22 protein-coding genes are annotated in these 21,635 nt (G+C 59.0%); 10 read left to right on the top strand and 12 right to left on the bottom strand.

The annotated features are described in order from the left end of the window. Window positions 1-111 precede the first annotated feature (111 nt). From urtB to FIV03_RS27080, 7 genes are all read left to right on the top strand, one after another. The gene (gene urtB, locus FIV03_RS27050) at window positions 112-1,734 is read left to right on the top strand and encodes an urea ABC transporter permease subunit UrtB (RefSeq protein WP_152511650.1); all 1,623 of its coding nucleotides are present in this window, start codon (window positions 112-114) and stop codon (window positions 1,732-1,734) included. Then, complete coding sequence (urtC, locus tag FIV03_RS27055; protein ID WP_062489924.1) at window positions 1,731-2,969, top strand: urea ABC transporter permease subunit UrtC; 1,239 nt, start codon at window positions 1,731-1,733, stop codon at window positions 2,967-2,969. Before urtB ends, urtC begins: the two co-directional genes overlap by 4 nt. A gap of 4 nt (window positions 2,970-2,973) precedes the next feature. Continuing rightward, the gene (gene urtD / locus FIV03_RS27060) at window positions 2,974-3,720 is read left to right on the top strand and encodes an urea ABC transporter ATP-binding protein UrtD (RefSeq protein ID WP_023001728.1); all 747 of its coding nucleotides are present in this window, start codon (window positions 2,974-2,976) and stop codon (window positions 3,718-3,720) included. A gap of 114 nt (window positions 3,721-3,834) precedes the next feature. Continuing rightward, window positions 3,835-4,530 carry an urea ABC transporter ATP-binding subunit UrtE gene (gene urtE / locus FIV03_RS27065; RefSeq protein WP_023001729.1) on the top strand — a complete coding sequence of 232 codons (696 nt, stop codon included), beginning with the start codon at window positions 3,835-3,837 and terminating at the stop codon, window positions 4,528-4,530. Between the two features lie 175 nt (window positions 4,531-4,705). Continuing rightward, complete coding sequence (locus tag FIV03_RS27070) at window positions 4,706-5,992, top strand: ArgE/DapE family deacylase (protein WP_152511651.1); 1,287 nt, start codon at window positions 4,706-4,708, stop codon at window positions 5,990-5,992. Window positions 5,993-6,320: 328 nt separating this feature from the next. After that, the gene (locus tag FIV03_RS27075) at window positions 6,321-7,628 is read left to right on the top strand and encodes a UDP-glucose/GDP-mannose dehydrogenase family protein (protein WP_152511652.1); all 1,308 of its coding nucleotides are present in this window, start codon (window positions 6,321-6,323) and stop codon (window positions 7,626-7,628) included. A 279-nt stretch (window positions 7,629-7,907) separates the two neighbouring features. Continuing rightward, entirely contained in the window at window positions 7,908-8,660 is a 753-nt protein-coding gene (locus FIV03_RS27080; protein ID WP_286202237.1) for a sugar transferase, read from the top strand. Window positions 8,661-8,705: 45 nt separating this feature from the next. Here FIV03_RS27080 and aroQ read toward each other — a convergent pair whose 3' ends face one another. Further along, complete coding sequence (aroQ, locus tag FIV03_RS27085; RefSeq protein WP_152511653.1) at window positions 8,706-9,149, bottom strand: type II 3-dehydroquinate dehydratase; 444 nt, start codon at window positions 9,147-9,149, stop codon at window positions 8,706-8,708. Here aroQ and FIV03_RS27090 point away from each other — a divergent pair. Further along, window positions 9,136-9,576, top strand: coding sequence for a hypothetical protein (locus tag FIV03_RS27090; protein ID WP_152511654.1), 441 nt, complete (start codon window positions 9,136-9,138; stop codon window positions 9,574-9,576). The two genes, aroQ and FIV03_RS27090, sit on opposite strands and share 14 nt — an antisense overlap. Window positions 9,577-9,609: 33 nt before the next feature. Here FIV03_RS27090 and FIV03_RS27095 read toward each other — a convergent pair whose 3' ends face one another. After that, window positions 9,610-10,086 carry a response regulator gene (locus FIV03_RS27095; RefSeq protein ID WP_051990227.1) on the bottom strand — a complete coding sequence of 159 codons (477 nt, stop codon included), beginning with the start codon at window positions 10,084-10,086 and terminating at the stop codon, window positions 9,610-9,612. A gap of 344 nt (window positions 10,087-10,430) precedes the next feature. On the opposite strand from FIV03_RS27095, the gene FIV03_RS31695 reads away from it, so the two are divergent. Next, window positions 10,431-10,598: a hypothetical protein gene (locus FIV03_RS31695; RefSeq protein ID WP_023001736.1), complete on the top strand. Its 168-nt coding sequence runs from the start codon at window positions 10,431-10,433 to the stop codon at window positions 10,596-10,598. Window positions 10,599-10,628: 30 nt separating this feature from the next. On the opposite strand, the gene FIV03_RS27100 is transcribed toward FIV03_RS31695, so the two are convergent. The 9 genes from FIV03_RS27100 to ccoN form a co-directional block, all read right to left on the bottom strand. Continuing rightward, window positions 10,629-11,300 carry a class I SAM-dependent methyltransferase gene (locus FIV03_RS27100; RefSeq protein WP_152511655.1) on the bottom strand — a complete coding sequence of 224 codons (672 nt, stop codon included), beginning with the start codon at window positions 11,298-11,300 and terminating at the stop codon, window positions 10,629-10,631. 72 nt (window positions 11,301-11,372) lie between these two features. Continuing rightward, the gene (ccoS, locus tag FIV03_RS27105) at window positions 11,373-11,525 is read right to left on the bottom strand and encodes a cbb3-type cytochrome oxidase assembly protein CcoS (RefSeq protein ID WP_023001738.1); all 153 of its coding nucleotides are present in this window, start codon (window positions 11,523-11,525) and stop codon (window positions 11,373-11,375) included. Window positions 11,526-11,532: 7 nt separating this feature from the next. Next, window positions 11,533-13,779, bottom strand: a complete 2,247-nt coding sequence (locus FIV03_RS27110; RefSeq protein WP_152511656.1) for a heavy metal translocating P-type ATPase — start codon at window positions 13,777-13,779, stop codon at window positions 11,533-11,535. A 10-nt stretch (window positions 13,780-13,789) separates the two neighbouring features. Further along, the gene (locus tag FIV03_RS27115; protein WP_152511657.1) at window positions 13,790-14,302 is read right to left on the bottom strand and encodes a FixH family protein; all 513 of its coding nucleotides are present in this window, start codon (window positions 14,300-14,302) and stop codon (window positions 13,790-13,792) included. Window positions 14,303-14,312: 10 nt separating this feature from the next. Further along, window positions 14,313-15,776: a cytochrome c oxidase accessory protein CcoG gene (gene ccoG / locus FIV03_RS27120; RefSeq protein ID WP_173013962.1), complete on the bottom strand. Its 1,464-nt coding sequence runs from the start codon at window positions 15,774-15,776 to the stop codon at window positions 14,313-14,315. 171 nt (window positions 15,777-15,947) lie between these two features. After that, on the bottom strand, window positions 15,948-16,826 hold the full coding sequence (ccoP, locus tag FIV03_RS27125) for a cytochrome-c oxidase, cbb3-type subunit III (RefSeq protein WP_152511658.1): 879 nt from the start codon (window positions 16,824-16,826) through the stop codon (window positions 15,948-15,950). A gap of 3 nt (window positions 16,827-16,829) precedes the next feature. Continuing rightward, window positions 16,830-16,985, bottom strand: a complete 156-nt coding sequence (locus FIV03_RS27130; RefSeq protein ID WP_006933670.1) for a cbb3-type cytochrome c oxidase subunit 3 — start codon at window positions 16,983-16,985, stop codon at window positions 16,830-16,832. Between the two features lie 5 nt (window positions 16,986-16,990). Next, entirely contained in the window at window positions 16,991-17,725 is a 735-nt protein-coding gene (gene ccoO / locus FIV03_RS27135) for a cytochrome-c oxidase, cbb3-type subunit II (protein WP_152511659.1), read from the bottom strand. Between the two features lie 14 nt (window positions 17,726-17,739). After that, entirely contained in the window at window positions 17,740-19,395 is a 1,656-nt protein-coding gene (ccoN, locus tag FIV03_RS27140; RefSeq protein WP_152511660.1) for a cytochrome-c oxidase, cbb3-type subunit I, read from the bottom strand. A gap of 393 nt (window positions 19,396-19,788) precedes the next feature. Here ccoN and FIV03_RS27145 point away from each other — a divergent pair, with 393 nt between their 5' ends. Continuing rightward, complete coding sequence (locus FIV03_RS27145) at window positions 19,789-20,694, top strand: DMT family transporter (RefSeq protein WP_286202238.1); 906 nt, start codon at window positions 19,789-19,791, stop codon at window positions 20,692-20,694. A 23-nt stretch (window positions 20,695-20,717) separates the two neighbouring features. Here FIV03_RS27145 and FIV03_RS27150 read toward each other — a convergent pair whose 3' ends face one another. Then, window positions 20,718-21,599, bottom strand: coding sequence for a LysR family transcriptional regulator (locus tag FIV03_RS27150; RefSeq protein WP_152511661.1), 882 nt, complete (start codon window positions 21,597-21,599; stop codon window positions 20,718-20,720). Window positions 21,600-21,635 lie beyond the last annotated feature (36 nt).

A 21,635-nucleotide genomic window follows, 5' to 3' on the forward strand; every position in this document is an offset into this window, starting at 1 on the left:
CAGAAGGATGGGCGGCAACCCCGGAAGCAAGTGGCCCATCCTTCGAGACGCCGCAATGCGGCTCCTCAGGATGAGGTCGTCAGGTGAAAGTTCAAAACACCGGTGGACACGATGTCCTTGATGAGATCCTTCCTACTCCTCCTCAGCCTCGCTGCCAGCCTCCTTGCCGCACCGGCACTGGCCCAAAGCGATCCAGAGGCACTCCGTCCGCTGATCAACGACCTGGCCAAGGGCAAATATTCCGAAACCGAAAAGCAGATCGGTGCCCTTGTCGCGACCGGTGACCCGCAAGTGGCCCCTGCCCTCGAGGCCCTGAGCGATGGCGATCTATACGTGCGCAAGGCTGATGGCGAAGTCTTCATCACCAGGAAGGCCGGCAAGAACCTTGCCCTGATCGACCCGCTGACCATGGAAACGACCGGCGAAGCGGCCAAGGGCGAAATCGACAAGATCAAGGTCAACAACAAACTCCGCCGGGTGATCCGGTCCGCGCTCGGGTCGCTGACCCTGATGGCGCCCGATCCGAAGGTGCGGATGGCGGCCGCGGAAGCCGTGTTCAAGGCGAAGGATCCGGACAGTATCGAAGCCCTGGATGCCGCCATCGCCGCAGAAGCGGACGACGGCGTGCGCAAGAAAATGGAAGAAGCCCGGGCCGCAGCCGTTCTGAACTCCGATATGGACGAAGCGGCCAAACTTCAGGCGGTCTCGACGCTCGGCACCATGGGCAATCGCGATGCGCTGTCGCTTCTGATTGCCGTGCAATCTTCCTCCGAAGGTGCCTTGCGCGAAGCGGCAACCACGGAAATCACCAAGATCGAGAAGTCCATCGCCGCCTGGGATGCGGCACAGAATGTCTGGTACGGCCTGTCGCTTGGATCCGTGCTGCTGCTCGCTGCCATTGGCCTTGCCATCACCTTCGGTGTCATGGGCGTCATCAACATGGCGCATGGCGAGATGGTGATGATCGGGGCTTACGTCACCTTCGTGGTTCAGGAATTCATTCGCTCCTCCGCGCCAGGGCTCTTCGAATATTCCCTGTTCATCGCCCTGCCGCTTGCTTTCCTCACCTCAGGACTGGTGGGCGTTGCCATCGAGCGTGGCGTGATCCGCTGGCTGTATGGGCGCCCCCTGGAGACGCTGCTTGCGACCTGGGGCATCTCGCTGGTGCTGCAGCAGGCGGTGCGCTCGATCTTCGGCCCGACCAACCGTGAGGTTGGCAACCCGGACTGGATGTCCGGTGCCTTCGAGATCGGCCAGATGACGATCACCTATAACCGCATGTGGATCATCGTCTTCGCGATGCTGGTCTTCGCCGGACTGATGCTTGTCCTCAAGAAGACCCCGTTCGGGCTCTATACCCGCGCCGTGACCCAGAACCGGCGAATGGCCGCCTCGATGGGCATCCGCACTCCCTGGATCGACGCGCTCACCTTCGGGCTCGGCTCTGGTATCGCCGGGATCGCGGGCGTCGCGCTCAGCCAGATCGACAACGTTTCACCGAACCTTGGCCAGGGCTACATCATCGACAGTTTCATGGTCGTGGTCTTCGGTGGGGTCGGCAATCTGTGGGGCACGCTGGTAGGCGCCATGACCCTCGGTGTCGTGAACAAGTTCCTGGAGCCCTATGCCGGCGCCGTGCTCGGCAAGATCTTCGTGCTCATCTTTATCATTCTCTTTATCCAGAAGCGTCCAAGGGGCCTGTTCGCCCTCAAGGGCCGGGCAGTTGAAGCATGATGACCTCTTTCCTCTTCCGCGCCATGGATGCCCGAGCAGGGATCTTCCTCGCCATTATGGCGGCCGTGATCGTCCTGGTTCCTGCCGGCAACCTGCTTGTCCCCGAAGGCTCGGCCTTCCACGTGCCGACCTACGCGGTCACGCTGATGGGTAAATACCTGACCTACGCGTTGTTGGCGTTGGCGGTAGATCTGGTCTGGGGCTATTGCGGCATTCTCTCGCTCGGTCACGCGGCCTTCTTCGCGCTCGGCGGCTATGCCATGGGCATGTACCTGATGCGCCAGATCGGAACCCGCGGCGTTTATGGCGACCCGATCCTGCCGGATTTCATGGTGTTCCTGAACTGGGGAGAACTGCCCTGGTACTGGTACGGCTTCGACATGTTCTGGTTTGCGGCGCTCATGGTGCTGCTGGTGCCGGGCGTGCTGGCCTTCGTCTTCGGCTGGTTCGCCTTCCGCTCACGCGTCACCGGCGTTTACCTGTCGATCATCACGCAGGCCCTCACCTATGCGCTGCTGCTTGCCTTCTTCCGCAACGACATGGGTTTCGGCGGCAACAACGGCCTGACCGACTTCAAGGACATTCTCGGCTTTGATATTCAAGCCGACACGACCCGCGCGGGCCTGTTTGCAGCCTCAGGCCTGGCGCTGGTCCTGTGCTTCCTCATCTGCCGGGCAATCACCCGATCGAAACTCGGCAAGGTGCTGGTGGCCGTGCGCGACGCAGAGAGCCGGACACGCTTCCTGGGCTATCGTGTGGAACACTACAAGCTGTTCGTCTGGACCCTGTCGGCCATGATGGCCGGTATCGCCGGAGCCCTTTACGTGCCGCAGGTCGGCATCATCAACCCGGGTGAATTTGCACCCGCCAACTCCATCGAGGTGGTGATCTGGGTTGCCGTCGGCGGGCGCGGAACGCTGGTCGGGGCCGTCCTCGGCGCCGTTCTGGTCAACTTCGCCAAGACCTGGTTCACCGCCGCGCTGCCTGACATCTGGCTCTTTGCGCTCGGTGGCCTCTTCGTGGTCGTGACCCTGTTCCTGCCGAAGGGCATCGTCGGCACCCTTTCCCAGGGTTGGACAGCCTTGCGGCAACGGAAAGTCTCCAAAGACTTCGAGGCCGGGTCGGACCAACCTCCGAGCCAGGCGCCGCAGTCGCCCGCCTCCCCGGCCAACGTCAGCCCGAAAAAATCTGCCTCGACCGTTCCGGCGGATGCCGAACCCCAGCCCGCGGAGTAAAGCCATGGCACGATCTTCCAGTCTTCTTTATCTCGACGGCGTGTCGGTTTCCTTCGACGGCTTCAAGGCACTGAACGAATTGTCGCTGACGATTGCCCCGGGCGAAATGCGGGCGATCATCGGTCCCAACGGTGCGGGCAAGACCACGATGATGGACGTCATTACCGGCAAGACCCGGCCGGACAGTGGCGAGGTCTTTTTCAACGGCACCGTGGACCTTACCGGCGAGGACGAAGCTTCAATCGCCGAGCTCGGGATCGGCCGCAAGTTTCAAAAACCGACCGTTTTTGAGAGCCATACCGTCTGGGACAACCTGGAACTGGCGCTCAAGGCACCGCGTGGCCCATTCGCCACCCTGTTTCATGTCATTTCGGGTGGTGAGAAGAAGCGGGTTGAATATCTGCTTGATCTGATCCGGCTTGGTTCGAAGAGAAGCGAGCTCGCAGCCAACCTCAGCCACGGTCAGAAGCAGTGGCTGGAGATCGGCATGCTGCTGGCCCAGGATCCGAAGCTGCTTCTCGTGGACGAGCCTGCTGCCGGCATGACGGATGCCGAAACCGCTGAAACCGCTGAACTTCTGAAGGATATCGCCAATGATCACTCGGTCGTCGTGGTCGAGCACGACATGGTGTTTGTGCGCTCCCTGGGTGTCAAAGTCACTGTTCTCCACGAAGGCTCGGTCCTGGCTGAAGGCTCACTCGACCATGTCTCAGCCGACGAACGTGTCGTGGAAGTTTATCTCGGACGATGAGGAGTAGGCTTTGTCGTTCGCGTCTCGTCGCTCGCGGAAGTGATACGGCGGTACCGACAACGAACGAACCAACGGCCACAAGGCGCATCGCGATCAGCCAAGGGAAGTCAGCTCATGCTGCAAGTTGAAAACATCGATCTTCATTATGGCGCCGCCCAGGCGCTGAAGAAGGTTTCGCTGAAGGCCGAGACCGGCAAGGTAACCTGTCTGATGGGACGCAATGGTGTCGGCAAGACATCCACCTTGCGTGCGGTTGCCGGTCAGCACGGCATCAGCGCCGGCAAGATCCTGTGGGACGGCGAGGACATCTCCTCGCTGGCAGCCCATGCCCGCGCCAAGAAAGGCATCGCGATCGTGCCGCAGGGACGCGAGATCTTCCCTCTTCTATCGGTAAAGGAAAATCTTGAGACCGGCTATGCCCCGATCCCGCGCAAGGAACGGTTCATTCCCGATACGATCTTCGAACTTTTCCCGGTGCTCAAGGACATGCTGTCACGCCGTGGCGGTGATCTGTCCGGCGGACAGCAGCAGCAGCTCGCGATTGCACGAGCTCTGGTCACCCGTCCGAAACTTCTGGTGCTTGATGAACCGACGGAAGGCATCCAGCCTTCGATCATCAAGGACATAGGTCGGGCAATCTCGTGGCTGCGCGACCAGGGCACGATGGCCATCGTACTGGTGGAACAATATTTCGAGTTCGCCCGTGATCTGGCCGACGATTATGCCGTCATGGACCGCGGCGAAGTGGTGCTCTCGGGCACGGGTGCTGACCTTTCTGAAACGGAAGTCCGTCGGTATCTGACTGTCTAGACCAGGGTCACGTCTGCCAAATCTCACTTTTCCTCATCATCCTGGGGCGCTGCTTCAGCCATACTGAGAGGGATGATGGGGTTAGGCGTGCTGCTACCCGCATTTGACGCAGACCGCGCAGTTGATAGGGTGCGGGCAAATCGCCCACCTCATCATCCTTTCCAGCCGGATCGTCATGTCAGAACCACTTTCCAACGAAGCCATTTCCGCCATCACCGCTGCCGTTGATGCCGCATTCGAGGACGAGATCGCCTTCCTGCAGGAGATCGTGCGGGCAAGATCCCTTCGCGGTGAGGAGGCCGGTGTCCAGAAGATCATTGCAGACGCTCTCCGTGACCGTGCCTATGACGTCGAGACCTATGGGCTCGATGTGGCGCAACTGCAGTCCCATCCGGCCTATTCTCCGGCCACTATCGACTACACCGACACGTTCAACGTCAGTGGTCGCAAGAAGTCTGCCCATGGCGGGCGTTCGTTGATCCTGAATGCCCACGTCGATGTCGTGCCCACTGCCAATCCGGCAAACTGGACCCATCCGCCGTTTGCAGCCGTGCGCGAGGGCGATTGGCTTTTCGGACGGGGCGCGGGGGACATGAAGGCAGGCCTCGCAGCCAATCTCTTTGCAGTCGATGCCATCGAGGCTGCCGGGTTCAGCTTGAAAGGACCGCTCGAGTTCCAGTCTGTCATCGACGAAGAGGTGACGGGCAATGGCACCGCAACTGCGATCATGAATGGTGCGACAGCGGACGCGGTTCTCATTCCCGAGCCGACAGACGAAGAGGTCACCTATGCAAATTCCGGTGTCATCAAGTTCCGGATCTCCGTCCAGGGTGTGCCGGCTCACCCACGCGAGCCGGAGTCAGGCCTCAGCGCAATCGAGGCGGCGTTCCTCGTCATCAACGAGTTGAAGGCGCTGGAAGCTCGCTGGAATGAGGAAAAGACCAGCCATCCCGGCTTCGACGAGCTGCGCAATCCTGCAAGCCTCAACATCGGCACCATCAACGGCGGCGAATGGCCGGCGTCCATCCCGTTCGAATGCCGTTTCGAAGGCCGGATCGGGTTTTATCCGGGTGACGCCCCGCAAGACCGGATGGCCAGCCTGGAACAGATGCTGAAAACGCTTGGTACGAAGGATCCCCGGCTTGAGAAAGCCAATCCAAAGCTCGAATGGATCGGGACATGTCAGGCAGGGTATCTTCTTCCCGAAGGCGGCGATGCGGAAAATGCGCTCGCCGCCGCACACAACATCACGTCCGGAACTGCGCTCAAGCGGTCGATCATGGCCTGCTATCTGGATGCGGCTCTTTACGTGAACCATTGCGGCATTCCCGCCCTCACCTATGGCCCGCTGACAAAGAACATTCACGGCATAGACGAATGCGTGAACCTGCCGTCGCTGAAAAGAGTGACGAAGACGATCGCCCTGTTTACCGCTGCCTGGTGCGGCATCGCACCGACGTAGGACAATCCAGTTGCTCCGAAATGAGAAGGCCCTTCTTCGCACAGGGGCCTTCCTTCCGGAGGAACACATCCCCTCTTTAGACAGAAAAATGCTCCCGTTTTTTGTGTCGTTCCGTTAGTCTTCAGGACCGGGACGCGTTCAGGCAATTGCAGACGCCTCATCCTGTCCCTGTTCAGAGTAGTGTACGGAGCAGAATTTCAAAATTTCAAACAATACGATTTCAACGAACTGGTCTTTTGCTGTCGGTCCATGTAATTCGGGCAGCACCTAGCGGGCTTATGGTGATTGACTAACGCCTGAAGACCACCCAGAAGCAGGAAAATTTAAAATGCGTGTTGCAATGATTGGGACCGGCTATGTCGGTCTGGTGTCCGGAACCTGTTTTGCCGATTTCGGACATGTCGTCACCTGCATCGACAAGGATGCAAGCAAGATCGACGCCCTGAACAACGGACAGATCCCGATCTATGAACCTGGCCTGCAGGAACTCGTTGCAAAGAACGTTGCCGAAGAACGCCTTTTCTTTACCACTGCTCCTGAAGAAGCGATCCGCAAAGCGGATGCCGTTTTCATTGCCGTCGGCACGCCGACACGCCGAGGTGATGGCCATGCCGATCTGTCCTACGTCTATGCAGCGGCAGAGGAAATCGCGCGACTGATCGAGGGCTTCACCGTGATCGTCACCAAATCGACCGTTCCGGTCGGCACGGGAGACGAAGTGGAAGCGATCATCCGCAAGACCAACCCTGACGCAGAATTCGCCGTCGTTTCAAATCCGGAATTCCTGCGCGAAGGCGCCGCCATCAGCGACTTCAAACGCCCCGACCGGGTGGTGGTCGGGACCGATGACGAGCGCGCAGTCGAAGTGATGCGTGAGCTTTACCGCCCGCTGTATCTCAATGAAACCCCGATCATCGTGACCCGCCGCCGCACATCGGAACTCACCAAATACGCGGCCAATGCGTTTCTCGCGGTCAAGATCACCTTCATCAACGAAATTGCAGACCTGTGTGAGAAAGTCGGGGCAAACGTCCAGGAAGTCTCGCGCGGTATCGGCCTCGACAACCGCATCGGCGGCAAGTTCCTGCATGCCGGCCCAGGCTACGGCGGCTCCTGCTTTCCGAAGGACACTCTTGCCCTCTCGCGGATCGCCGCGGACGCACAGTCCGATCTGAAGATCGTCGATTCCGTCATCGAGGTAAACGCGGCCCGCAAGAAAAAGATGGCCGACAAGGTGATCGAATTCATGGGCGGCGACGTAAGTGGCAAGACGGTCGCGCTGCTTGGCCTCGCATTCAAGCCCAATACGGACGACATGCGCGAAGCACCGAGCATCGACATCGTGGAAAAACTGCAGGCTGCTGGTGCCAAGATCCGCGCCTACGACCCGGCCAGCATGGAAGAAGCCGAGAAGGTCATGTCGGGCGTGATGTTCTGCGATGGACCCTATCATGCCATCGAGAATGCAGATGTGGTTGTAATCGTTACGGAGTGGGATCAGTTCCGTGCGCTTGACCTCGACCGCGTCAAAACCCTGGTCTCGGCGCCCAAGGTGGTCGACCTGCGAAATATCTACAAGCCGGACTACATGGAAGCCCGCGGCTTCGAGTACACCAGCGTCGGCCGCAGCTACTAAGCGGCCGGTTCCCACTCCAGAATTTAATACCCTATGCGAACGTCGGGCTAACCCTAGCCCGGCGTTCAATATTTTAAAAATTAATTAAATTTCACATCACTTTTGACGTCGGAACATTGCTCCCGTCGCGTCACTATGGTAACCAAACCCTTAATGGATAACAATTTTCCCGATCTTGTTATCCAAATATTAACGATACGATCGTGATTGCGACTGCCTCCAGACAGGATGCTGGCGCACATCAAGTGGTCTCGTAAATCGGGTTGAGGCTGGCATATCTTGGCAGACGAAACAGTATCTTACGAAGCAGATGATCACGGCCGCGAAGCGATGAATATTGCCGGCTTCGCGACGTGGGGCTATCCGCACCCCGACCTGCTCGATGCGACAAACCGTGCCTCCCGCGACCTCCGTCCGGCACGCGGAGCGATTCAATCCGGACTGAAGAAATGTATTGACCTGACCGGTGCAAGTGCCGGCCTTCTACTGCTTTTTCCCTTATTTGTTGCAATCGCGGTTGCAATAAAACTGACAAGCCGCGGACCGGTGTTTTTCCGTCAGTGGCGCTACGGTTTGAATGGCAGGAAGTTTGCCGTTCTCAAGTTCCGGACGATGTATGCCAACCAGTGCGACAGCACCGGGATTTCGCAAACCGTTGCCAACGATCCGCGCGTCACATTGATCGGCGCCTTCCTGCGCAAGAGCAATTTCGATGAACTGCCGCAGCTCATCAACGTGATGCGAGGAGAGATGTCCCTGGTAGGTCCCCGGCCGCATGTGCCCGGCATGCTGGCCGCCGGAATGCCTTATGAAGACTTCCACCCCAGGTATATGGACCGCCACAAGGTGCTTCCGGGCATCACAGGCCTGGCACAGGTCAACGGCTTTCGCGGGGAAACCAAAAACGCTCATGCGGCCCGCATGCGGCTGGTCTATGATCTTGCCTACATCGAGCGTCAGTCGGTTATCCTCGATGTCAAAATCCTCGCGACGACGGTCGCCAGGGAATTCTTCAACGGCAACGGTTACTGAACCGCCAAAAAATCCTCAAACAGTGTCACTGGCAGAGACGCAGGATCATGCGTCTGCGCACAAAGTCGCCATGCGCTGCAGAGCCAGCAGATAACCCTCCACACCGCAGCCGGCAATCACCGCATCCGCCCGGGCTGAAACGTAGGAATGGTGCCGAAAGCTTTCCCGTTTGTGTATGTTGGAGACATGAACCTCGATCACCGGGCAGGTGCAGGTATTCAATGCGTCCAGAATTGCGATCGATGTGTGCGTATAGGCCGCCGGATTGATGATGATACCCGCCGCCGCTTCCCTTGCCTCATGGATCCAGTCGATAAGCACGTGTTCGGCATTGCTCTGATGGAATGCGATCTCCAGCCCCCTGGGCGCAGCGGCTGCCTCACACATCGCACGGACGTCATCCAGGGTCTGGGGCCCGTAGATCTCCGGTTCCCGCTTGCCGAGCAGATTGAGATTCGGACCGTTCAGAACATAGATGATTTTTGCCATTGAATTTTCCCTAGACCTTCAGCGACAACTTGCCCCGCACCGGCGATTTTTACCAAGAAATTCGAAGATTTCCGGCAAAAGTTTGTGGACGATTGTTTTCGGAGGTGATACCGCGGTCGCGCATCCTTGCTACGCTCGGTTTTACGCATTATTAACTATAAAACTCCAGTGTGAGAAAAAATCGGCTCATCGGGTAACCATGATTAAACTCCGCGAACGGTTGGACACACTTGAAGCTTTGATGGCCGCCATCGAAGGCTACCATCATCTCCCTATCGATGTTCTTTCCCAGTTCCTGCTTGACCACTACACGGTTGATCTTGACGTTCTGGCGCAGTTTGCCGAAGCGGCAGAAAGTGCCAATGCTCAAGGGGCATCGTCTTATGCGGCAGCGGAGAACCGCACGGCAGCACAGTCGGCCGCCTGACGCGTCCACATCACTTTCAGCTGAATTTTACGCTTAACCGATCGCGGTGAGATTACCGTCGCCTTCGCCGCCCTGCTGTTGCGGCTGGCCGGGGCCACCTTGCCAGATCTTCTGGCGGTTCCGGATTTCGCGCGGTGCAGGGCCGAAATAGGTGGCCGTCTTGATGAAATCGCGCGGGTGCAGGATCACGCTGGATACGCGCTGATACAGTGCCTTTGCCGAGATCGGCTTGGACAGAAGCTCGTGAACGCCGAGCCGGCGCGCTTCCACGATCCGGCTACGCTCGGTGTGAGCGGTCACCATGATAATCGGGATATAGGCGAAGGGATTGTTCGGACTGCGGATCATGCGAACCATGTCCGCCCCGTCCAGGATCGGCATGACCCAATCCAGAATAAGGATGTCAGGGTTCGCCCGGTCCATGGCTTCAAGGCCGGACGCGCCGTCTTCGGCCTCGACAATGCGCCGCGCACCGAACCCCTGCAGCATGGTGCGCAGGATGGTCCGCATGTAAGCACTGTCTTCGACCAGCAAGAATGTCAGAGAGGCAAGATCCAGGCTCACCTAGTCCTCCTTGTTTGACTTAACCTTTGCCATGAAAGTCTGAACAATGAGTTAGTCTCCCGCCGCGAGGGGCCCACAATCATCCGCCAACGCGGCATCGACTTTGAATAGTTTCGGAAAGGCTGAGAAATTACTCGCAATACACTGAAGGATTTCACCTATTGGTAATATTGCGCTCAATTAATCTTTTGCCCGGTTCGATATTAACGGGACTTTCAATTGTACGCCCCCATCTTGCAGGCAAGAAATCGAACTGAACGAGCAGCCTTTTGCAAACGATTGTAAGAACCATGTCCCGGGATCCTGAAACGTTCGGGGAAGACGATCCGCTCCCTATGGAGCATGAACCGTCCGACCTCGGCACAAATGCAAGACTGAGAGACAATCTCCTTCTGCTTGCCGGCATAGGGCTCGTCCTGCTTGCCACAGGAATGGCCCTGTCCAACGTCCTCTCCTAAGCTGCCCGTTGCGCCTTGCCGTGGCAGGGCTCAGGCAAGGCGCGGCTTCCGGGCACTGAAGAGTGCCACGCACCCGATCCTTTCAATCGTCACCTCGGCAAAGCGTTTTTCAAGTTCCGCTCGCAAAGTGTCCTGCGTGTCGGCTTCGTTCGAAAAGACACCCTTGCGGTTATAGATCTGCATCAGCTTGCGGGCGGCACCGGACCGCGGCGCATCGCCTTGCAGGATGGTGGACCCAAAGACCGTTGCCCCTTCTTCAAGATGCGGTACCGCATGATCGAAAATCACTGCCTTTTCAGTCATGGTTCCCGGAAGGCAATGAAGCACGTAGTTGAGGCCGATGGTCTTGAAACTGCCGATATCTTTTGGCCACGGCACGAGTGCATCTGCCTGAACGGTGACGGGCTTCAAGCGGGCAATTCTGGCAGCAGCCTTGTCGAGGCACTCCCGGTTGGGATCGAGCAACGTCACCCTTGGATCTGCAACGGGAAACCTGGTCTTGTCCAGGAAGTAACCGGTGCCCACGCCGATATCCAGGTGATTGGCGGAAACATGCTGGTCATAGAGCGCGACCAGATGAGAGCTCGGGCAACGCCAGATCCAGCGGTTCGACAAACCCAGCACCAGGGCATCGTAGATAGCCAGCGACGTTCTGGAATAAACGGCGTAGCCCGGTTTGTGCGCGTCCGGAAACGAATCCATGCATAGCTCCAGTTACCTAAAGGAATGCATGGGGCTAGGCGCACGGGAACACAAAGTCAAGATTGCCTGCAATTACTTGTCTGGCAGATCGTCGTCGTCAAGGATGCGCCATTTGGCACCTTCGAGATCGTCATACTGGCCGCTTTTCAAGGACCAGAGGAAAGCCCCAAGCCCTAGCGCTCCCAGGAGCAGTGCAATCGGTATCAGATAGATCAGAACGTCCATGTTGATCTCATTCAGCGGCCTGTTGCTGTCGCACTGTGGGTGCGTTCGCTCCCGCGTTCCTGCCGCCCTCTCCCCAGCGCAGCTTGAGCGCGTTTGCGGTAACTGCCAGCGAGGAAGCGGACATCGCTGCTGCCGCCATCAAAGGTGTGACGAAACCGGCCACGGCAATGGGCACGGCAATGATGTTGTAGACGACCGAAATCCAGAGGTTCTGCTCAATTGCCGCCCTTGCCCGTTTCGACAGCCTGAGCGCATCGGCCACCGGCTGCAATTTGTCACCGAGAAAAACGGCGTCTGCAGCGGCCTGACTGAGATGCACGGCCGAGACAGGCGACAGCGAGACATGCGCCCCGGCCAGCGCCGGAGCATCATTCAGGCCATCGCCAACCATCAGGACCTTGCGGCCACTGGCCTGGAGTTCTTCGAGACGCGCAATTTTCTGGGCGGGCTTCATGCCCGACCGCCAGTCCGATACACCCAGCACAGCCGCGCAATCGGCCACAGCAGGTTTCGTATCCCCGGAGAGAATTTCAAGCGCGTAGCCGGCTGACTTCAACTGATCGACCACCGCCCTGGCATCCGGCCGCAACCGTTGCCGGAAGGCCAACAGGCGGGCAGGATCCGCGCCAAAGCGGATAGCAAGCAGAGAGGCACCCGGGTTCGACTGCAGTGCTGCCTCGACCTGTTCGTCGGATGCTTCGCAGAACAGCGGGCTGCCAAGCCGCAGACGCTGTCCGGCAACCAGGGTTTCAAGACCCGCCCCGGATGTCTCGCTGACGTTCGGCAGAGGCTGCAACGCTCCTGTTGCCTTGACCAGGGCGGCCGACAAGGGATGCCGACTTGCCAGGGCAAGGCGTCCGGCCAGCGCAAGCGTTTCGTCATCTGGATTGATGGAGCCGCACAGATCCGGCTCGGTAAGCGTCAGCGTTCCGGTCTTGTCGAACAGGATGGTGTCGATATCCGACAACCGTTCGATGGCGTCGCCCGAATTGAGCAGGATTCCACACCGGAAGAGCTGCCCGGATGCCACCACCTGCACGGCGGGAACCGCCAAACCGAGCGCGCAGGGACAGGTGATGATCAAGACGGAAATGGCGATGATCAGGGCAGGCTGCCAGTCGAGCCCGACCAGCAACCAGCCAAGAAATGTCAGCGCAGCCGCGCCATGCACCAGAGGCGCATATAGGCGGGCGGCTCGGTCTGCAATGCGCACGTATTTGGATTTGGCCTGGGATGCCGCTTCGAGCAGGCGGTTGACCTCATCCAGCAACGTCGCGCCGGAAGCAGCCTGAACCCGGACCTGCAACACCCCTGCTCCGTTTAAGGTACCGGCATAGACTCGCTGACCGGCCGCAACCGGCACCAGCACGCTTTCACCGGTCACAAGGCTCTGGTCGATCTCGGAAACACCGGTTTCAACCACACCATCCACCGGCACCCGCTCGCCGCCCGATACCAGAACCAGGTCGCCTGCGGCGATTTTTGAAAGCGGAACTTCGCGGACTGCGCCGTCGGGATGAATCAGCGCGGCAACTTCGGCCTTCAGAGCGGCGATGTTCTCTGCAAAGGATCGCGTCCGCCCTCGCATGTTGTGGTCGAGATACCGTCCGACAAGCAGGAAGAACAACAGCATGACGGCGGATTCGAAATAGGCATGATGCTGGTGCTGGATGGTCTGGACGACCGACAGGGCGACCGCCAGTGTCACGCCGATCACGATCGGCACATCCATGTTCAACCGGCCGGCAGCCAGGGCGTTGAAGGCGCTGCGAAAGAACGGCCGCCCGGAGTAGGCAACCGTCGGCAAGGCAATCAGCGCAGACAGCCAGTGGAAGAAATCCCGGGTTTCCGGGGTGATGTCCGTGGCATTGCCCGACCACACGGAAACGGACAACAGCATGATATTCATGCCGGCAAAGCCGGAAACCGCCAGGCAGCGCAGCAATTGTTTGCCGGTCTTGTCCTGACGCTCCTTCTGGCTTGCCGGATCAAACGGGTGGGCCTTGTATCCGAGACGCTCCAGCTCGGCGACGATCTCGTCAGCCCCGGTCTGGTCTTCCGACCAGTCGACGGCGAGCCGCTGGCTGGTCAGGTTGACGCGTGCCGTCCGGATACCCGGAAGCCGTTTCAGACCTCGCTCAATGTCTCCCATGCAGGCAGCGCAGGTGATGCCGTCGACGGCAAGGTCCATGTGGACCGCACCGTCTTCGCCCGGCGTCACGAATGCCTGCCAATCACGCTGATGGACCGTCACGGTACGTGCCTCAGTTCTTGACGAAGATCCGGTTCTCGGACCGGAATTTCCGTTCGCCATCCTGTTCGATTTCCAGGATGAGTGTCCAGTTGCCGTCGGCAAGGTTCTCGACTGCTCCGACATAGCGCCCACCGCCGTCAGCCGTGAAATCGACCTTCACGTCGGCGTCGTCATGAACCGGATTACGCAAAAGGGCATGAAGGACCACCCCGTAAAGCGGCGTTCCCTGCGCGTCGTTGGCCGTGACGACCAGCTTGCCGTCCGCACCGCTGGTGCGGGTAAATTCGGTCGAGACCTGCCAGTTCAGGTCTGCCTGAGCCTTGGCGGCCGCGATTTCCTCGTTGTAGGCCTGTCCGGCTTCATAGGAACTTTCCACCACTACGCCCGGGAAAGACCCGAGCGCGAGATAGATGAACACGGCGTTGGCGGTAAAGATCACCCCAAAGAAGGCAAGAAGCCAGACCAGGACCGTCTTTCCGGTGATCGCCTTGGGATCTTTCATGTTCGATTGAACCATCGTCATTCTTTGCTCCTCAAGGTTTTTCCGGTGCCTTGAACGTATCTTTGGCTGTGACCACTTCGCCCATGACGCTTTCGGTGATCCGGAAGGTAACCGGCGTCGAATGTGGCATCTTTGCCCAGGGCGGCGATGTCACGAGAATACGGACTTCCCGGGTCGTGTCAGGACCGACGGAGATGATCGGACGGCCGGCGAAAGTGTCCTCCGTACCGACAGCTTCCACCATCGTGTTGGCCGGCATGCCTTCCACATGCAGCATGAAATGGCGCTCGTGGCGGCGTTTGTTCGACAGACGCACGGTATAGCCGTTGCGCACGGACCCGTCCGACTGCTCGACGAACACCGGGTTCCTGTCATGCAGAACGCTGATATCGGCGAAATCACGATTGAGCAGTGCGAACAGCATGATACCGCAGACCACGGCGATGATGCCGACATAAATGACCGTTCGGACGCGGACGATCTCGTAGACCGACTCCTTGCCCTCCAGGCGGCGCTGGATGTTTTCGTCCGTATCGTAGCCAATCAGTCCCTTCGGCTTGCCGATCTTTTCCATGACGTTGTCGCAGGCATCGATGCACAGGCCGCACTGGATACAGTCGAGCTGCATGCCCTTGCGGATGTCGACACCGGTCGGGCAGACCTGGAAGCACTGGTAGCAGTCCACGCAATCGCCGGCGGGCATGCCCTGGTCGGCAAGTTTCTTGTTTTGCTTCAGAGAACCACGCGGCTCGCCCCTGTCCCAGCGATAGGTGACGTTGAGGGCCTTCTCGTCGGTCATCGCCGCCTGGATGCGGGGCCACGGGCACATGTAGATGCACACCTGCTCCCGCATGAAGCCTGCGAGGAGATAGGTCGTCGTGGTCAGGATGGCGATCCAGACATAGGCAATCATCGGCGCCTGGAAGGTCAGGAGTTCCCATACCAGGGTCGGTGCATCGTTGAAGTAAAGCACCCACGCACCGCCCGTCCACCACGCGATCATCAGCCACAGAAAGTGCTTGGTCACGCGCTTGCGAACCTTGTCGAAGGTCCAGGGGTCCTTGTCCAGTACGATGCGTTCGCGCCGGTCGCCTTCCACCTTGCGCTCGACCCAGAGGAACAGGTCCGTCCAGACCGTCTGAGGGCACAGGTAGCCGCACCAGACGCGTCCTGCGACCGCGTTCATCAGGAACAGTGTCAGTGCTGCAAGAATCAGGAGACCGGTGAGGTAGTAAACTTCCTGCGGCCAGATCTCGATGAAAAAGAAATAGGCCCTGCTGCCTTCCATATCGACAAGAACAGCCTGGCTTGGAGCATCCGGACCACGGTCATACCGGATGAAAGGCAGGAAATAATAGATGCCTAGCGTGATGAACAGCAGCGCCCACTTGATCCTGCGGAACAGGCCGTGCGTCGCCATGGGATAGATCTTTTTGGCTGATGCAAACCATTCGTCGGATTGCGCGCCCTCATGCGTCTCGGTGTCCGTAGACATACCGTCCGTCCTCTTCAACGCGATCCTGCCCCAATAGGATCTTTGGAAAATCATTCGCCACCCACCATTAGCAGCGAGTGCTCAAAATAAACCGGCGCAAAGCGTCACACTTTGCGCCGGATCAAATCGTTCAGGCTATCTGGCGCATTTGTCGCACCAGATCCGCAGGATCTACTGCCCGCCCCCGAAGGAGTGGACATAGACCGTCAGCGACTTGATGGTCGCCGGATCGAGACGATCGACCCAGGCCGGCATCACGCCGTTGCGCGGATTGCTGATCTGCGCCTTGATGGCGTCCAGCGACTTGCCATAGAGGTAGCTGGCGGACAGCAGGCTCGGCGCACCGACATCCTGAATGCCCTTCAGATCTTCACCGTGGCAGGCTGCACAGTTGTCGTCATAGATGGTCTGCCCCGCTGCCAGATCGACGCCTTCGTCGGTCTCAAGTCCCGCGCGGGATGCGACGAAGTTGGCAACCTGATTGATCTCCTCGCGGCTCAACAGCTCATCGCGGCCGAAAGCGGGCATTTCGCCGATGCGTGCTTCGTCATGACCGGACCTGATACCGAATTCCAGCGTGGTGTGGATGTCATCCAGCGTGCCACCCCAGATCCAGGTGTCGTCCTGCAGGCTCGGATAACCTTCCGCACCCGTGCCGCCGGACCCGTGACACGGTGCACAGTTGTCACCGAAAGCTGCCTGGCCGTTGGCCCGGGCAAATTGCAGCAACTCCTGATCAGTGGAGATGTCCTCAAGCGAGGCTGCCACGATCTTGTCGGCAAAGACCGACCGGTCGGAGATGCCCTTGTCATAGGCTGCGATCGCCTCGGTCCGCTGGTTGGCACCCAGTACACCGGTGGTGTAGCTGGAGACCAGCGGCCAGGACGGGTAGAGAACCCAGTAGATCACCGCCCAGACAATGCAGGCGTAGAACAGATACAGCCACCATTTCGGCAGAGGATTGTTCAGTTCTTTCAGACCGTCCCATTCGTGGCCGGTGGTTTCGACCCCGGAGATCTGGTCGACTTCCTTGTTATGTGTGTCTGCCATGGATCAGTCCTCCCGAAACGGGATTTGAGCAGCGTCGTCGAACTTTTTCCGGTTCTTCGGCCACAATGCGTAGGCCAGAACAACGCCAAACAGGATCATGAAGTAGAGTAGGCCCCAGGTTTGTGCGAAGCCTGCGAATGCTGAGTATGTCTCGTTCATCGCCCTTACCTCGCGTTTGCCTTGTCGTCATAGATCGAGAAATCGACCATGGTACCCAGAACCTGGAGATAGGCGACAAGCGCGTCCATCTCGGTAACTTCCCTCGGGTTGCCGTCGAAATCGCGGATCGTGGCATTCGGCCAGCGTTCCTCGAAGCCATCGGCCGCTTCCGTGTCCGGTCTCGCCTGACCGAGGATGTCAGACGCAGCATTTGCGATCTGCTCTTCGGTATAAGGCACGCCGATCACGGTGTTGACCGTCAGGTGGGACCCGATGTCCCGGGTGTTGAGGCGGTTTTCAGCCAGGAACGGATAGCCAGGCATGATGGACGCTGGAACCAGCGCGCGCGGGTCCTTCAGGTGCTCCACATGCCAGTCGTCGGAGTATTTGCCTCCGACGCGGGCCAGATCCGGACCAGTACGCTTGGAACCCCACTGGAACGGATGGTCGTACATCGATTCCGCAGCCAGCGAGAAATGACCGTAGCGTTCCATTTCATCGCGCATCGGACGCACCATCTGCGAGTGGCACAGATAGCAGCCTTCGCGGATGTAGATATTGCGTCCGGCCAGTTCGAGCGGCGTATAGGGCCGCACGCCTTCGGTCTTTTCGATCGTGCTCTTCAGATAGAAGAGCGGAGCGATCTCGACCAGGCCGCCGATGGCGACCATGACCAGAATGCCGATCAAGAGAACGAAGGAGTTCTTTTCAAAGACTTCGTGTTTTTTCCATGCAGACATAGTCTGTCCCTCCCTTATTCGGCCGGAGCCAGGGAGCCAGCCCGCGTGGCATCGGCTTCTTCAGCCTCGCCGTGACGGACGGTCATCCAGAGATTGTAGGCCATGATCACGGCGCCGAGCACGAAGAGCGCACCGCCAAGAGCACGGATGATGTAGAAGGGATGCATCGCCTCGACGGTTTCCACGAAGGAGTACTCCAGGAAGCCGAGCTGATCGTAGGCGCGCCACATCAGGCCCTGCATGATACCGGACACCCACATCGCGGTGATGTAGAGAACGATACCGATCGTGGACAGCCAGAAGTGCAGGTTCACGAGCTTCAGCGAATACAGCTGACGCTTGTTCCATAGCCACGGGATCAGGCAGTAGATCGCGCCGAACGAGATGTAGCCAACCCAGCCCAGGGCACCGGAGTGCACGTGACCGATGGTCCAGTCGGTGTAATGCGACAGGGAGTTGACCGAGCGCAGCGACATCAGTGGACCTTCAAAGGTGGACATGCCGTAGAAGGCGACCGAAACCACCATCATGCGCAGAACCGGGTCGGTCCGCAGCTTGTCCCATGCACCCGAAAGCGTCATCAGGCCGTTGATCATGCCACCCCAGGACGGCATCCACAGGATGATGGAGAAGGTTGCACCCAGCGTAGACGCCCACTGCGGCAGCGCCGTGTAGTGAAGGTGGTGCGGACCTGCCCAGATGTAGATGAAGATCAGCGCCCAGAAGTGCACGATGGAAAGACGGTAGGAATAGACCGGCCGCTCCGCACGCTTCGGGATGAAGTAGTACATGATGGCAAGGAAGCCGGCGGTCAGGAAGAAGCCCACCGCGTTGTGGCCGTACCACCACTGCACCATGGCGTCCTGAACGCCCGACCAGACGATGTAGGATTTGGTCGAGTAGATCGAGACCGGAATGGTCAGGTTGTTGGTGATGTGCAGCATGGCAATCGTGACGATGAACGCCAGATAAAACCAGTTGGCCACGTAGATATGCGGTTCCTTGCGCTTCCAGAGCGTGCCCAGGAACAGCAGCAGGTAGGCCACCCAGACGATGGTCAGCCACAAGTCGGCATACCATTCCGGCTCGGCATATTCCTTGCTCTGCGTCGCGCCGAGAAGATAACCCGTTCCCGCGATCACGATGAAGGCGTTGTAACCCAGGATAACGAACCAGGGCAGGATCTGGCCGGGCATGCGCACACGACAGGTGCGCTGGACCACATACATGGACGTTGCCAGCAGCACGTTGCCGCCGAAGGCGAAAATCACCGCGGAGGTGTGCAGCGGGCGCAGGCGCCCGAAATTGGTCCACGGCAAATCAAAGTTCAACGCTGGCCAGGCCAGTTGAAGAGCGATGATCAAACCGACCGTGAAACCAGCAATGCCCCAGAACATTGCCGCAACCGCACCGAATTTGATCGGTCCGATGTTGTAGTTTGGTTTGCCGTCGATTTCGGCCGGGATCACTTCCCCGCCGTCATCGAAGTAGTTCTTGAAAATCAGAAACACGCTGACGGCGGCGAACAATGCGCCTATGCCAGCGTGGAATGCCATGACCTGATCGAATGTCTTGCCTGCCACGATGATGCAGGCAAACGCAAGCAGCACAAGGAAGATGGCGAAGCCGCCTTCCTCGAGCGAGATCATTTTGGCCTTGTTTTGTGCCATTTTAGCGCCCCAGTCTTGAAATCGTTACAAGGTGCCAACGATGGCACGACCATGCACACGAGTCTGAAAATGCCGCGTTGATTCATATCAACATGCCAGCAATTGGCGATGTCGGAACAGCCTCCAAAGGTCAGATTGCATTGCGTAAATTGTCGCGGGCAAGATGAAGGCACGCCGTGAAAGGGATGTGACGCCTGCCTGAAGGACGTAGGCCGGTTTGCGACAATGTCCTGGCACCCTTGCTCATCCGCCGGTCTTGCGGTTTTCCGAAGCCAAGGATCGGGAAACGTGTTACGCCGTTCTTCCCTCCGCTGAAAGGCGTTGCCTTCTGGCCCGTCCGATGGCCCCTGATCTGCCGCTGACGACCTTCCACCTCGACACGGGACCCCTCCCTTGAACGCTGCATCTCAAAATGGCGCAAGCCTCCATCCCAATATCATCGGCAGCCTCTGGATGGTGGCTGCGATGGCCGCCTTCGCATTGGAAGATGCCTTCGTGAAGCAGGCTGCCGCACAGTTGCCCGTGGCGGAAATCCTGGTGCTGTTCGGCGTCGGTGGAACGATTGCCTTTTTCGGCCTTGCCACAATCACAGGCGAGAAAGTTCTCAACCGGGATGTTTTCTCGCCTGTCATGCGAGTTCGCTTCGCCTTCGAACTGGTCGGCCGGCTGTTCTATGTTCTGGCATTGGCCCTGACGCCGCTCTCCTCGACCACCGCCATTCTTCAGGCAACACCGATATTCGTGGTGCTGGGCGCTTCCCTGTTTTTTGGCGAAAAGGTCGGGTGGCGCAGGTGGACAGCAATCTTTATTGGCCTTGTGGGCGTCCTGATCGTGCTCCGACCGACCAGCGACAGCTTTTCTTTGCTTTCGATCCTGGCCGTCATCGGCATGCTCGGCTTCTCCGGCCGCGACCTTGCCAGCCGCGCTGCTCCGGCAACCCTCAGCACCAATATCCTCGGGTTCTACGGTTTCCTGACGATCATTATCGCCGGTCTTGTCTATGGTCTTTGGGACAGGTCCGCCTTCGTGGTGCCCGACACAACCTCCCTTCTCGCCCTTGGAACCGCAGTCTTCTGTGGTGTCTTTGCCTATAGCGCCCTGATGAAGGCCATGCGCACCGGCGAAATCGCCACAGTCACACCGTTCCGCTATTCGCGGCTGCTGTTCGGCGTGCTGCTCGGCGCCGTCTGGTTCAACGAGCGGATCGACGCGCAGATGCTGGTCGGCTGCACCGTCATCGTCGGATCGGGACTGTTCATCCTGTGGCGCGGCAACAAGGCGAAGACCCGGCGCACTTGAAACGAGAACAACCTTCCAGACACCTAGCCCATCTGACGCAAGGCCTGCAGCACCTGACCGGCCGCACCTTTGCCCCGGCTTGCCGGGAGGGTCCACAGGCAGATCTGACGCTTTAGCGGGACGACTGCCGCAAGAGGCGCCACCAGGGTGCCGGCGGCAAGCTGATCTGCGACAAGTGAGCGGTGCGCCATCAGAACGCCTGCGCCGTTCAGTGCTTCTTCGACCGCAAGAGCATAAAGCGAGAAGACAGGTCCGCGTGGTGCAAACCCCTCGCCCGGCATAGCTTCATCCGCCCATATCCGCCAATCGTCTGCCCAGGCCGTGTCCGTCAGACAAACCGCCTCTTTCAGATCACCAGGCTGCTTGAGTGCCTTTGCAAGCGCCGGTGTGCAGACCGGCAGCAATTCGTCTCCCGAAAACGCGATCCCGTTGTCTGGAAGGCTGTCGCAGTAGAACAGGCAGAGATCGAATGGCACCCGTTTCAGGTTCGGCGGTGTTTCAAGGGCTGTGACCGAAATGTCGATCTCCGGCAACTTCTCGCGTAGCTGCGGCAGTCTGGGGGCCAGCCAAAGCTGCGCCAGCGCCGGCAGGGCCGCGATGTGTATCCTGCCGGGTGCAGCATCACGCCTCAGGTCGCGCACCGCAGATCCTAGCTGGTCGAATGCGGCGACAAAACCCGGCAGTGCCCTCTGACCTGTGGCCGTCAGGCGGACCCCCTTGGCATGCCGCACGAACAGGGCCGCACCGACCTCCTGTTCCAGCGCCTTGATCTGCGCCGCCACGGCTCCGGGTGTAACCTGCAGTTCCGCCGCGGCCTGTGCAAACCCGCCGAGGCGCGCGGACGCTTCGAACGCTCTCAGTGCGTTCAGCGAAGGCAGTCTGGGAACAGGAGGAGCTACCGACATCTTTAAGGCCTATTTTTTCTAGCCCTTGAATTTCTA

The organism is Labrenzia sp. THAF187b (assembly GCF_009363375.1).
Lineage (GTDB): Bacteria > Pseudomonadota > Alphaproteobacteria > Rhizobiales > Stappiaceae > Roseibium > Roseibium algicola.